12 protein-coding genes are annotated in these 12,628 nt (G+C 60.9%); 8 read left to right on the plus strand and 4 right to left on the minus strand.

Annotated elements, in window-relative coordinates; genetic code table 11:
* The first annotated feature begins 224 nt into the window (after nucleotides 1-224).
* From MUN46_RS11780 to MUN46_RS09890, 3 genes are read left to right on the plus strand one after another with little or no spacing between them, the layout of a single operon-like run.
* Nucleotides 225-713, plus strand: a complete 489-nt coding sequence (locus MUN46_RS11780; protein ID WP_422732585.1) for a transposase family protein — start codon at nucleotides 225-227, stop codon at nucleotides 711-713.
* A complete protein-coding gene (locus MUN46_RS11785) occupies nucleotides 680-1,186 on the plus strand; it encodes a transposase (RefSeq protein WP_422732586.1) in 507 nt (168 codons plus the stop codon). The genes MUN46_RS11780 and MUN46_RS11785 overlap by 34 nt, the downstream gene beginning before the upstream one ends.
* A complete protein-coding gene (locus MUN46_RS09890) occupies nucleotides 1,083-1,520 on the plus strand; it encodes a transposase (protein ID WP_281069866.1) in 438 nt (145 codons plus the stop codon). Before MUN46_RS11785 ends, MUN46_RS09890 begins: the two co-directional genes overlap by 104 nt.
* A 280-nt stretch (nucleotides 1,521-1,800) precedes the next feature.
* Here the strand turns inward: MUN46_RS09890 and MUN46_RS09895 are convergent, their stop codons facing one another.
* From MUN46_RS09895 to MUN46_RS09905, 3 genes are read right to left on the minus strand one after another with little or no spacing between them, the layout of a single operon-like run.
* Nucleotides 1,801-3,018, minus strand: coding sequence for an ABC transporter permease (locus MUN46_RS09895; protein ID WP_243376746.1), 1,218 nt, complete (start codon nucleotides 3,016-3,018; stop codon nucleotides 1,801-1,803).
* The gene (locus MUN46_RS09900; RefSeq protein WP_243376745.1) at nucleotides 3,011-4,231 is read right to left on the minus strand and encodes an HlyD family secretion protein; all 1,221 of its coding nucleotides are present in this window, start codon (nucleotides 4,229-4,231) and stop codon (nucleotides 3,011-3,013) included. Before MUN46_RS09900 ends, MUN46_RS09895 begins: the two co-directional genes overlap by 8 nt.
* Before the next feature lie 32 nt (nucleotides 4,232-4,263).
* Nucleotides 4,264-4,773, minus strand: a complete 510-nt coding sequence (locus MUN46_RS09905) for a MarR family winged helix-turn-helix transcriptional regulator (protein WP_243376744.1) — start codon at nucleotides 4,771-4,773, stop codon at nucleotides 4,264-4,266.
* Nucleotides 4,774-4,925: 152 nt separating this feature from the next.
* Here MUN46_RS09905 and MUN46_RS09910 point away from each other — a divergent pair, with 152 nt between their 5' ends.
* The 4 genes from MUN46_RS09910 to MUN46_RS09925 all read left to right on the plus strand — a co-directional run bounded on the left by MUN46_RS09910 (nucleotide 4,926) and on the right by MUN46_RS09925 (nucleotide 10,833).
* A complete protein-coding gene (locus tag MUN46_RS09910; protein WP_243376743.1) occupies nucleotides 4,926-6,215 on the plus strand; it encodes a Na+/H+ antiporter NhaC family protein in 1,290 nt (429 codons plus the stop codon).
* A gap of 534 nt (nucleotides 6,216-6,749) precedes the next feature.
* Nucleotides 6,750-8,594: an FAD-dependent oxidoreductase gene (locus tag MUN46_RS09915; RefSeq protein ID WP_243376742.1), complete on the plus strand. Its 1,845-nt coding sequence runs from the start codon at nucleotides 6,750-6,752 to the stop codon at nucleotides 8,592-8,594.
* A 19-nt stretch (nucleotides 8,595-8,613) separates the two neighbouring features.
* Nucleotides 8,614-9,018: a cytochrome c3 family protein gene (locus tag MUN46_RS09920; protein ID WP_243376741.1), complete on the plus strand. Its 405-nt coding sequence runs from the start codon at nucleotides 8,614-8,616 to the stop codon at nucleotides 9,016-9,018.
* 321 nt (nucleotides 9,019-9,339) lie between these two features.
* Complete coding sequence (locus MUN46_RS09925) at nucleotides 9,340-10,833, plus strand: DASS family sodium-coupled anion symporter (RefSeq protein WP_243376740.1); 1,494 nt, start codon at nucleotides 9,340-9,342, stop codon at nucleotides 10,831-10,833.
* Nucleotides 10,834-10,985: 152 nt separating this feature from the next.
* Here MUN46_RS09925 and MUN46_RS09930 read toward each other — a convergent pair whose 3' ends face one another.
* Nucleotides 10,986-12,134, minus strand: a complete 1,149-nt coding sequence (locus MUN46_RS09930; RefSeq protein WP_243376739.1) for an ATP-binding protein — start codon at nucleotides 12,132-12,134, stop codon at nucleotides 10,986-10,988.
* A gap of 308 nt (nucleotides 12,135-12,442) precedes the next feature.
* On the opposite strand from MUN46_RS09930, the gene MUN46_RS09935 reads away from it, so the two are divergent.
* Nucleotides 12,443-12,607, plus strand: coding sequence for a hypothetical protein (locus tag MUN46_RS09935; protein WP_243376738.1), 165 nt, complete (start codon nucleotides 12,443-12,445; stop codon nucleotides 12,605-12,607).
* Nucleotides 12,608-12,628: the final 21 nt, after the last annotated feature.

Here is a 12,628-nt window from a genome sequence, read left to right on the forward strand (position 1 = left end):
TTACAATCATTAATGGTTCTTCAAGGAATAGCAGGAAGAACTACCTCAAATCGAATACCGCTCTCGCTCGCAAGCAGCCTGCAGCGAGCCATTTGAAGCGTTTTCTGGATCAGGGAATTCGGGACTAGAAAAAGGACAAAAACTCCGGTTTAACAAATTCATCCCTGCCGCCTAAACCCGATTTTCTCTCCCAGCTCCGCTGCCCCGGTTCTTTCATCAAAGACATGAAACGAGAAGCGGACGGAAGCATTCACATCTACTTGGAACCTGTGTGCGAAGCAGTCTGCCCCGCTTGCGGTAAACGGTGTTTCTCAATTCACGAAAGCACGCGACGGATTGTGAGAGACGCGCCTCTGATGACGCGGGAACGCGTGTACGTTTACTTTGAAGCCCGGCGGGTTCAATGCAGCTGCGGCTGTCATAAGACGGAACGCCCGCCCTGGGTCAGCCAGCGATCCAGGCTGACGAATCTGATGATGATAACATCCAATCACTGCTCCGGCTCCGTGTGTCCATCAGCGATGCAGCCGCCCACTACCGCCTGGGCTGGGACACGGTCAAGGCTTGTGACAAGGTTCTCCTCAAGTATTTATTCCAGAAAGTTGATTTCACCGGTGTGTAACACCTGGCCATTGACGAATTCGCCGTCCCTAAGGGACATCGGTACGCAACGGTCGTCATGGATCTGGACACAAGGCGCATCCTGTGGGTAGGAAAGGGAAAAAGCCGCAGAGACGTAGAGCCCTTCTTTGAACTCCTGCGGCAACACCACGCCTCCGGCCAGATCCAGTCCGTATCCTGCGGCATGAACGCCGCATATCCTCGGATGGTGAAGGATCACCTGAAGGGGGCGGTCGCGGTCTATGACCTTTTCCACGTCATGGCCAATTTTATCAAGGAGGTCCTGACTGAGGCCAAGACCGTCATCCGTGAGCAGATACGGAAGGAACTTCGTAAAAACAGCAAAATCCGGGAGAACGAGGAAACGAGGGAAAGCAGAGCCGGTCTGGTCAGGAAGCTCTCCGATTTGAAAAGCGCGGAATGGGTGCTTGCGCGGCGGCCGGACGATCTGCAGGTCGACATTGAACCGTCTGAAGGCCGACAACGAGCTGCTGGCTTCCCTCTACCCGATTGCCGATTTAATCCGAAGAATATGGTGCTGCCGTTCGGAGGCTCTGGCTCGTGAGGAATTACAAAAAACAAAAAACCTGCTGGAGGCTGCAGCTGAGAGACATGATTTCAGTCCGGCACGGAGATTTGCCAAAATGCTCGGCCGCCGCGCAGAAGGCATTGTCAATGCCGGGAAGTTCAAACGGGGTACCGGCCCCCTTGAAGGAGCGGACAATGCGATCAAAGTGCTCAGGCGAACGGCATACGGCTTCAGAGACTTTGAGTATTTTGTACTGAAAATCAAGTCAATTTTCCCCGGAAGGAACCTGTCTCCATGGAGAAGCCTTCCAGACTATGCCGCTGTGTTGAAATCAGGGCTGTGGGTACCAGCCTTTCCCGGCATACCGTGAAGAACCAGGTTATGAAGCTTCAGGGACGATAGGCGGAAAGCTTTGAAAAAAGAATCTTTCGCCGCAGGAGAATGAACCGCGAGGACCGGGAGCCGGACCGGACCCTCGGCGCCCTATCATGTGAGAGGCACCAGGCGCTTCGGCCAGCCATTTTTTTGTCAAAAACAGAAGAATGCGCGAGGGGGCAGGCGCGCCTCTCCCGGGAAGACCCCGGAAAAAGGACTGCTTACAGACGGGCTGCCGCCCGACAAAGCACCCCTTTTTCAGGCCGGGCGGACTTTCAGGAAACTCCTTCCCGATTTTTCTGGGAGGCTCCGAGCCGCCGGCGCTCCGCGTAGAAGCGCACCGCCGCGAGCGCGAGCAGCACCGTGGCGTAGAGGAGATACTCCCCGTAGGGCCCCGCCATCTCGGAGAGCGTCTTCCCCCTGAAGGCGAAGTCGCGCAGCATGCCGAACTGCCAGGTGAGCGGGAAGGCGTTTGAGACGTAATGGACCCAGCCGGGGAACTCGTGCTCGGCCATGGTCATCCCGCCCATGATGAAGCCCGGGGGCACGATGAAGATCATGAAGGCCGCCCCGTTGGCAGGCGTGGGCATCCTCCAGGTCACGATCATGGCGAGCAGCCCGATGCAGAGCGGCAGCAGGAACAGGCTGGGCAGATAGGCGAGGTAGTTCCCCTTGAAGGGCAGCCCGTCAAACTGCACGAGCGCCGCCGTCATCAGGGTGACAGCGGCGCAGTAGCCCAGGCAGTAGGGGAAGAGCCTCGCGACGAGCGCCGACAGCCCCCGCTCGCAGATCGTTGTTTCCCAGAGCCCCGAGACATGGAGCCGCCCCATGATCATGAGGGAAGTGATGCCGAAGTAGATGCCGGAAAAGAAATAGAGGAAGGCGAGCACCGTGATGTGCAGAGAATTGGCGGGGTTAAAGAGTCGTCGCACCTCCACTCCGATCCCGGAGGAGGAGGCACTTTCCGAGGCCTGGGAGGCGGCCCCGAGCGCTGCCAGGTTCGCCGCCGACACCGGCACGCCCTCGGCGGCGGCCACTTCGCTGAGCGAATTGAAGACCTCCCCGTTCTGAGCCGCGTTCGTCTGGTCCGCGAAATACCCGACCCGCGCCGAGCCGCGTCCGGTGAGGACCGATTCGGTGAGCCCGCGCGGAATGTAGATCACGCCCACGAGCTCGTCCTGGCGCAGCAGGCTCTCGGGGTTCACCGGGGAGCGCACCACCTTCGCCACCCGGATATCCCTCGAAGAGTCGAGGGCGCTGATCAGCGCATCGCTCTGCGTGGTCCGGTCAAGGTCGATCACCGCGACCGGGGCCTCGATCACGCTCATCTGGGTGAAAAAGAGGCCGAGAACGACGGTGGTCACAACGGCAGCCATGACCGAGAGCTTGTGATAGGGCACGAAATGGCCCGAGGTCATCGCCTCGAGCTCCTCGAACATCGAGTCAATGATGTCCTGCAGCCACTTGGAGCGGCCCCTGCGCGCTTCAGGCATGGGTCTTCACCTCGATGGTCATGCCGGGCTCCACCCCGGACTGCGGCGTGACGTAGATGCGGGCAATGAAGGAGGTGAGGTCGGCCTGGCCGCGCTCGCGCGTGCCGCGGATCTCGGCAAAGGAGGGCGCCCGGTAGAGCACCCGCACGATGCCCTGCACCTTCCGGCCCGAGGCGGTCGTGCCGGTCACCGTGCTCCCCTCGGAAAAGCGCGGGACGTCCTTCTCGCTCACATAGATCTCGTAGTACTGGCGGGAGGACTGCAGGAGCACGGCGGGGCTGCCTGCGCTCACCATGTCGCCGGGCTGATAGAGCAGCTTCACGATCTTGCCGTCCTCGGGCGCTGTGAGGGTGAGGCGGCCGCGCTCGACTTGGAGCGACTCAAGGTCGGCGCGCAGCTGCTCGCCCTGAGCTTCGAGCTGCCTCACCTTCAGGCGCCGGTTTTCAATGGATGCGCGGGTATCGGCGATGGAGGACAGCCGCATGCCCTCCGCGCTTCCGGTCCGCTCAAGGCGCGCAAGGTCCGAGCGGTTCGCGCCCACCGTGGCAGCCGCGAGGTTCTTGCGGGCGTTGGCCAGCGCCGCGGCAGCCGACTCCCAGCTGCTTTTGGCCGAGTCAAAGCTCGACTGCGACACCGCCCCCGAGCCCACGAGCCCGCGGGCTCTTCCGTAGTCCGCCCGGGCGCGCCGCTCGGCGGCCGCGGCCGAGTCGAGCGTCGCCTTGTCCGCCTCGATCGTGCGCCAGGCGTTTTTCTCCGTCGTGGAGGCGGCCGCGAGGTCGATGCCGATCTGGCGCTTTTCGGACTCGACCGAGGCCTCGTTTTCAGCGATCTGGGCCTTGAGGCGCTTCACCGCGATCGCGTTGTCCACGCCGTCGAGCGTCATCAGGGGCTCGCCCTTCTTCACCCGGCCGCCTTCCTGGACCGGCCGCTCAACGAGGCGCCCGGAGACCTTCTCGAAGGCCACGTTCACCTCTTCGGCGGTGAGGATGCCGTACTTCTGGCGCTGCGCGAGCGTGTCGGCGTCGTGCCGCGGGCCGAGCAGCATGAGGAGCACCCCGACCGCAAAGAGCGCGCCGAGCGCCGCGACGGGCTTGAGAAGCTCGCGCCGCCCTCCGGCGGGACGGCCGAGGCGCTGCGGCCTGCCGCCCTGCGCGGGCGAGCCCGAGTCTCCCGTCTGTCCGCCCTGGACCATCTTTTGATTATCTTCAGTCATTTTTCTTTATTTTTCACTAAATGCACGCTTTTTTATTCTTCGGGCGCCGGCCCGGAGAGCTTGAGCAGAAGCCTGGCGAGCTCGCTTCGCTCCTGCCCGGTGAGCCTCTCCGAAAATGCCGCCACGCGCTTCAGGTGCCCGGGGAAAATCCGTCCGATGAGTTCGATGCCTTCCGGCGTGATCTGCACCCGCCTCGCCCGCGCGTCGTCCGCGGGCCGCTCCATCCGCACGAGGGGCTTTTCGGCCTGGCGCATGCGCCGCAGCATGATCGACATCGTGGGCGGGGTGACGCCCACCCGGAGCGCGAGCTCGCGCACCCCGAGCCCGGCGGGCTGCTCGCGCAGCGCCATGAGAAGCAGGAACTTCCCCTCCGAGAGCCCCTCGCGCTCGAGCGGCCCGATGATCTCCTCCTGCACGCGCGAGGCGCAGTTCAGCAGCGAGAGCGTGAGCGAGGCCGCCTCCGGGGCGAGCCTCACGCCCGCCTTTTTCACGTTCTTCTCGATCGTCTCGAGGCTCGGAAGCTTTCTGATGCGGTAGTTCATTTAAATAGTTAGCCGGCTAAATATTTGAGAAGTTTAATCGTTTCCGGCCGGCCCGGCATGCCGAAAAAGGGGATGGCAGGGAAAAATCCCCATGAGAGAATGAAAGTGAGGCGCCGCCTTTGCCCGGCGCTAGACCGGGCTCTGCATTTCCCATGAAAAATCTCGTCCTGCTCACTTTCTGCCTGATCCTCGCCCTGTTTCTCGTGCTGCAGGGGCCGCTGCTCGGAGCCCTGTTCCTGGGCTTCCTGCTTTTCTCGGGCTACGCGCTGCTGCAGGGCCACACGCCCGCCCGGATCCTCGCGATGGCCTGGAGCAGCATCTGGAAGGTGCGGCTCCTTTTCATCGTCTTCATGCTGATCGGGATGCTCACCGGGGCCTGGCGCGCCTCGGGCACCATCGCCTATCTCGTCTCGCTCTTCTCGCAGATGATCCACCCGGCGGGCTTCCTTCCGCTTGCCTTTCTCGCGAACTGCGCCGTGTCGTTTCTCCTCGGCTCCTCCTTTGCCACGGCGGCCACCATGGGCGTGGTGTCGATGAACATCGGCTTGAGCCTCGGCGTTCCGCCCCTTTTCACCGGCGGGGCCATTCTTTCGGGCGTCTACTTCGGGGACCGTATGAGCCCCGTGTCCACGAGCGCCATGCTGGTGTGCGCGCTCACCGGCACGAACATCTACCGCAACATCCGCAGCATGGCCCGCTCGGCCTTCGCGCCTTTTCTCCTCGCCTGCGCGGCCTACCTTGCGCTCGGGCTTCGCGGCAGCGCCGGGGGCCTCCCGGCCGAGACCGGCCTGTCGGGGCTCGCCTCACTTTACAGCTTCTCGCCCTGGCTGCTCCTGCCGGCGCTTTCCATCCTCGCCTGCAGCTTCCTGAAGGTCCCCGTGAGGTGGAACATGGCGGTGAGCATCGCGCTTGCCTCGGCGCTCGCCCTCTGGCAGCAGGGCATGGCGCCCTCCGACCTCCTTCGAAGCCTGATCCTCGGGTTCCGCTCGCCCGTGCCGGCGCTCTCGTCTCTTGCCGACGGCGGCGGCATGGTCTCGATGCTCAAGGTCGCTGCGATCGTCTGCCTGTCCTCCTCCTACGCCGGGATCTTCGAGGCGACCGGGCTGCTCGACGGCCTGAAGGGGAAATTTGAAAAGCTCGCTGCGCGCCGGGGCAGTGCGCCCGCATTCGCCGCGGCGGGTCTTTTTTCTTCGCTGATCGCCTGCAACCAGACCTTTGCCATCATCCTCACGCACCAGTTCTGCAGCCGCTTCGGGCTGTCCCGCGAAAAGTTCGCCCTCGCGCTTGAAGACTCGGCCGTGATCCTCTCGCCCCTTGTGCCCTGGTCGATCGCCTGCGCCGTGGTGCTCGATGCGACCGGCTCTCAGGCCGGCGCCGTTTTATTCGCCTTCTACCTCTACCTGATCCCGCTCTGGAACCTCTGGCGCGGCCGCGGGCTCTAGAGCCTCCTCCCGGGCCGGCCGGAGCCGCTTTTTTCGGCCTCCCGCCTCCCTCGCGCTTTATGAGCCTCCGAAAAGCTGAAGATCCCGGTTACATTTATACCTCTTTATAGTTAGTTCAGACCCCGTATACTAAGGTGGTATTTTGTGTCATAAATTTTTCATTTCATTCAATAAAAAATGGCCGGTCTTTCGCGAACCTCAGGCTCCTCATTCTTTGCCTAAATATTTACAACACATTGTTTTATATAACTAAATTCTTATTAGTGGCCTATAGGTTCTGTCTTAGTTATAACTGCTTACCGATAATGCCGCAGATCAATTTCTTTGCATTTTTTTAACATGCTCCCGGTTTCCGGCAACGCATATTTCCTCCGCTTGGCTAAAATTTTATTGCCGATAGGATTACTTATAAGTGGTAATACTATAGACAGACAGAATTACGTCTTATGCGGTAGTTTTACAAGGAGAGAGAACATTACAAGCAGGATTTCCCGTCGTTCATTCCTGGGCGGCTCCGTCGCGATGGGCGGCGCCATGATGGCCTTTGCCGGCGACGCGCTTGCCGCCAAGGGCGGCAAGTCCTCGAAGGCGCCCGCGAAGTGGGACTTCGAGGCTGACGTGGTCGTTGTGGGCGCCGGCGCTTCCGGCATCCCGGCCGCGATCCGCGCCCGCGAGGCGGGCCTCACCGCCCTCATCGTCGATGCCAACTACGACATCGGCGGCCACGCGATCATCTCCCAGGGCAACACGCTGCTGGGCGGCGGCAACGCGGTCCAGAAGAAATACGGCATCGCCGACAGCCCCGAGACCTGGTTCAAGGATCTGACCGACTGGTCCGTCATCCTGCCCAACGGCTTCCCGGACTTCCGCTTCAACGACCGCGGCCTCGCGCACATGATCGCCATGAACGGCGTTCCCACCTACGACTGGCTCGTGAAAATCGGCGTGCCGTTCCTCGACAAGGCCCCGAACAACGCGGGCGCCTACGGCGCGGGCTGCAGCGCCCCGCGCGAGCTGCACTTCGCCTGGACCAAGGGCGCCTGCCCCGAGGCCCCGAACGGGAAGTCCGGCACGGTTCTGATGCGCGCCCTTGAAAAGGCGGCCCTGAAGGCGGGCGTCAAGTTCCTGATGAACTACTACATGGACGAGATCGTCCCCGAGACGAAGGGGGGCGAGGTGACCGGGGTGCTCGGCATCCGCGCCCACAGGACCCCGAAGGTTCTGCCCGACGGCAAGGAGCTCGTCGCCTTCAACGGCGCCAATCCGCTCTACATTAAGAACAAGGCGAAGAAGATCACGGTGCGCGCGAAGAAGGCCCTCGTGCTCGCCACGGCCGGCTACACCGACAACGTGAAGTTCCGCCGCATGGTCGACCCGCGCCTCACCGAAGAGTTCGCCTCCGCGGCCTGCGAGTACTCTCCGCAGGACGGCTCGGGGACGCTTGCCGCCATGAAGCTGGGCGCCGCGCTCTGGGGCGTCACGAACGCGAACACCGACCGCTCGATCTCGCTCACCCGCGGCGCCGTGGTGGGCGTGCACGACACCTACCTCAAGTGGGAGCCCGAGTCCCCGATCTTCCCGCTCGTGAAGCACTCGGGCGTGTCGATCCGCAACTGGCAGGACGCGATCGTCGTGAACTGGTGCGGCAAGCGCTTCTACGATGAGCTCGTCTCCGCCGGCCAGGTGAAGAACGGCGCAGCGCTCACCTCCTACGGCACCTCCAACGCCACCCGCGGCCTGATGAACGGCACGAACGGCGCGCACTTCAAGGACATCAAGACCAACCCCTACGTCCAGGGCTACTACGACAACTACAAGCGCACGAAGTTCAACCCGATCAACTTCATCCCGGCCGCGCTGGCCCTGAACGAAGGCTCTTCGGAAGAGAACAACTGGTCCTCGGGCCCCCAGTGGGCGATCTTCGACGCCGATGCCGTGAAGCGCGAGCGCATGCACATCGACAACACCTCGGTCGACCCGGAGTACTTCTTCAAGGCCGACACGATCGAAGAGCTCGCCGCGAAGATCAACACGAACAAGTGGATGAAGCACAAGATCGACCCGAAGGCGCTCGCTGCGACCGTGAGCCGCTACAACAGCTTCGTCGACAAGGGCGAGGATCCGGACTTCGCCAAGCCCAAGCCCCAGTACAAGATCGCGAAGGCCCCGTTCTATGCGGCCTGGACCTCGGTCACGCTGCACGACTGCTACTGCGGACTGCATGTGAACAAGGAGTGCAACGTGCTCACCTGGGACGAGAAGCCGATCAAGGGCCTCTACGCCGTGGGCGAGGTGACGGGCGGCTCCTCCATGCACGGGCTCTCCCGCGGCCTCGTCATGTCCTACGTGCTCGGCAAGAAGTTCGCGAGCCTGAAGTAAGGCAGAAGGAGGAAGGGATATGAAACTCACGATGATCGCAGCGGCCGCCGCGGCCGCAGCCGCTCTCGCCTTCGCATCCCTTCCGGCCTTAGCTGAGGAGGCGGGCGAAGGCTCCGCCCCTCAGTGCCTTGGCTGCCACGGGCCTTACGAAAAGGTCCGCGAGCTCACCAAAGACTGGAAGGATGAATTCGGAGACCCCGTCCAGCCGCATCAGTACATGGACGCGAAGGCTGCCAAGCCCCACGCGGCGAGGAAGATAGCGCCGGACTGCAAGATGTGCCACGGCACGCATCCCATCCCGCCCACCAAGGGCATGACGATGAAAAAGCCCACACTCAACTCCTGCTACGGCTGCCACCACATGGAGAACTTTCAGAAGTGCTCGAGCTCCGGGTGCCATGAAAAGGACCCGCCGCGCAAATGAGGCCTGAGGAGCCTCCTTCAAAGCAGAGATAAAACAACGCAACTTGAGGCCGGAGCAGCGCCCAGGACAGTGGGCGGCCGGCCGTTTAGCCTGACGCTGAACCTCCTCTCCTAGGCGTCAGGCCTTTTTTGTCCCGTTTTCGGACAATATCAATTTTTACTGTAACAGGTACAGCTAAAGCACTGTTTTTAAGCAGACCGCACCACTCTGGGGCCAAAAACGCACCAAAGCCGCATTTTCCTTCTTCCAAATCCCCGAAACAGGGCGTTTCAGCACTGGCACGCCTTTTGCATGAATTTCAGGCCATAGAAGGAGGAAGTCATGTCAGAAAAACTAAAAGCAAATCTCCCTGGAGAAGGCGGCCGGATCAACGCGAAGGCAGTCGGGCTCGCCGCGGCGCTCATCGCGCTCGCGCTCATCTGCCTCGCCCCGGCCCAGCCCGGGCTTTCCATCGCCGGCCAGCGCATGCTGGGCGTCATGATCTTCGCCGTGATCGTCTGGGCGACCGGCGCGATGTCCTACCCGGTCTCGGCGGGCGTCATCCTCGCCCTCACGGCGCTGCTCGTAGGCTTTTCCCCGAACAGCACGGGCGGCATCGTCGGCACGAGCGCCGGCATGAAGATGGCGCTCGCGGGCTTTTCCTCGCCCGCGTTCTGCCTCGTGGGCGCGGCGCTTTTCCTTGCAGCCGCAATGACGATCACGGGGCTTGACCGCAGAATCGCGCTTCTCGTGCTCTCGAAGATCGGCACCGAGCCGCACCGCGTCGTGATCGGCGTGATCCTCTGCGGGTTCATCCTCTCGTTTTTCGTCCCCTCGACCACGGCGCGCGTCGCCTGCCTCGTGCCCATCGTGATGGGCGTGATCGCCGCCTTCAAGGTGCCCCTCACCTCGAAGTTCGCCGCCGCGCTCATGATCACCGTGGCCCAGGTGGACTCGGTCTGGAACGTCGGCATCAAGACGGCGGCCGCCCAGAACATGGTCGCGGTGAACTTCATCAAGAGCATCACCGGCTACGACGTGAGCTGGCTCGAGTGGTTCACGGCGGCTGCGCCCTACGCGGCCTGCATGTCCGTGTTCCTCTATTTCGTCGTGACCCGCCTCATGCCGATCGGGGACGTGAAAATCGAGCACGGCCGCGAGGCGATCCGCGCCCAGCTGAAAGCGCTCGGGCCGATGAAGAAAAACGAATGGAAGCTGCTCATCGTCTCCTGCGTGCTCCTTTTCCTCTGGGTTACGGAGAAAAAGCTCCACCCGATCGACACCACGACCTCGACCGTGGCCGCCATCGCGCTGCTTATGATGCCGGGCTTCGGCGTGATGGAGTGGAAGGACACCGTGCACCGCATCAACTGGGGAACGGTCTTCCTCTTCGGCATGGGCATCTCGCTGGGCTCGGCGCTGCTCTCGACGCACGCCGCGCAGTGGCTCGCAAATGAAATCGTCGCCGGCTTCGGGCTCCAGAGCGCCGCGCCCTTCACGGTGCTCGCCGTGATGGCCGCCTTCCTGATCGTGGTGCACCTGGGCTTTGCCTCGGCCACGGGACTCGCCTCGGCGATCATCCCGATCATCATCGCGGTTCTCTCCTCGCTGCAGAGCCCGGGCGTGAACGTGATCGGCATGACGATGATTCTCCAGTACGTGGTGAGCTTCGGCTTCATCCTGCCGGTGAACGCCCCGCAGAACATGATCGCCTACTCGACGGGGACCTTCACGGTGAAGGAATTCGCCAAAACGGGCCTCATCCTCACGGCCGGCGCCTACCTGCTGCTGCTCCTCATGGCCAAGACCTACTGGAGCTGGCTCGGGCTCGTCTGAGCCCCCTTTCGCCGCAGGGGAGCCCTCCGCGGGGCTCCCCCCCTCTGGCGGGTAAATCCTGAGGCGCTTCAAGGTTGACGCGGCTGCAGCCCGTTTAGACAGAACGGCCTGTCCCTTTCGTTCCAATCTCAAAAAGAGACGTTTTCGGAGGGTCAGGCCTTCGGCGTTTCAGGCTCAGCAAAATACCGGTAGAAGTTGCTCTGGTTCACCACGTGGAAGCTTGCCCCTGGGTATGCCGCCGCGAAAGCGGAAGGTGTTTTTACATCGCTTCTGTTCAGTTTTATTTCAAAAGCCTGCATTTGATCATCGTTTAGTTCGATCAGGTCAACTTCGCTGCCCGCCTTGTTTCGCCAGAAATAGTGCTGTACGAATCGGTCTTTGTAAGAGTGGCGCTTGATTCGCTCCATCACAAAATAATTTTCAAACAAGGCTCCCTGCTCTTCGGGAGGCCTCGTGCTGAACGGAGAAAAGTCTGCAATCGCCGTGTTTCTTACGCCAAGGTCGCAAAAATAGATCTTCTTTGACTTTTTCAGCTCATTGGCGTGATTGGCGGCATACGAGGGAAGAATTTTGATAATGAAGCTTTCTTCAAGAAGGCCAAGATAACTTTCTACGGTCCCGGCGCTCAGGTCGCACTCTCTGGCGAGCGATTCGGCAGTTGACATCCGGCCGATGCGATACGCAAGGATCTCTACCAGACGCAAAAAGGCCGGATGCTTTCGAACTCCGGAACAGCTGAAAATATCCTTGAAAAGCAACGTGTCATAGTACGCAGTCAAACTGCCCTTTGCCTCTTCCGGATCGAGAACAATCGAAGGATAGCTGCCAAAAACCAGCCGCTCCGGCAGAGACCGCACAGCATCAAGCCAGGAAGTGTGCAGTGCGATTTCCTCAATCGTGAGCGGCCACAGCGCAAACCGGCGGATCCTCCCTGCGGCCGACTCCATGACTCCGTCGGCAAGATCCAGTGAACCGGAGGCCGTTGCAAAAACTCTGACGGAAGAGCCTAAATCCGCCAGTCTCTTGATCAGCAGCCCGATGTTCGGGATTTTCTGAGCTTCATCAATGACAATGCTGCTTATGCCGTCCAGCAGCACTCTGAGGTCTGCCGCTGAAGCCAGAGAGGTCAGCATTTGGACATCTGCCGAATGATCTCCAGAAAACCACCGGGCATCAGAGTTTCCCAACAGATGAGACAAAAGCGTTGTTTTCCCAGCCCGCCGCGCCCCAAAGAGAATGACCGCCTTATTTTTGGGACTTTTTCTGATGGCATCCGACAGGAGTCTGCTGACATATTCCATGATCAATCCAAACTTTTTTAACTTTTCCAGATTGTATTGGGGAAAAGTTTGAACTTTTCCTCATTACGTTCTGGAAAAGTCAAATTCCAGACAGGCCGGCAGGAGACCGCCCCTCAAAAGGCCGGGAAGCCAGGCGCCGGCTGCGCCATTGTTTCGACTGCTGAGGGCGGGTCCCGCATTTTGAACAATGAGCGGGTCACTCATTTTCAATATTGACGCCCGATGTGCCTCAAGGCGGAAATGCATTTTGACTTTCTGCTGAAAAACGGCTAAGTGTCAGATAAGGTCTAGTCCTTTTGGAGAAAACAATGTCAATGGCTCTCACACCGGATATGATGGTTTGGTACAAGTGGCTCGATGATGATCCGAAAGAGCTGCGCCTGAGGAAAGACGCTCCCGAGGAGGCCAAGAAAGCCTTTGAGGAGTTTCAGAAAGAAATGAAAGAGGCCGAGGAGCAGGGAATCTGTCTCTGATTGCCCAGTATCCGTGACGCA

Origin of the sequence: Mesosutterella faecium (genome assembly GCF_022809315.2) — a bacterium.
In the GTDB taxonomy this organism is placed as follows: Bacteria; Pseudomonadota; Gammaproteobacteria; order Burkholderiales; family Burkholderiaceae_F; genus Mesosutterella; species Mesosutterella faecium.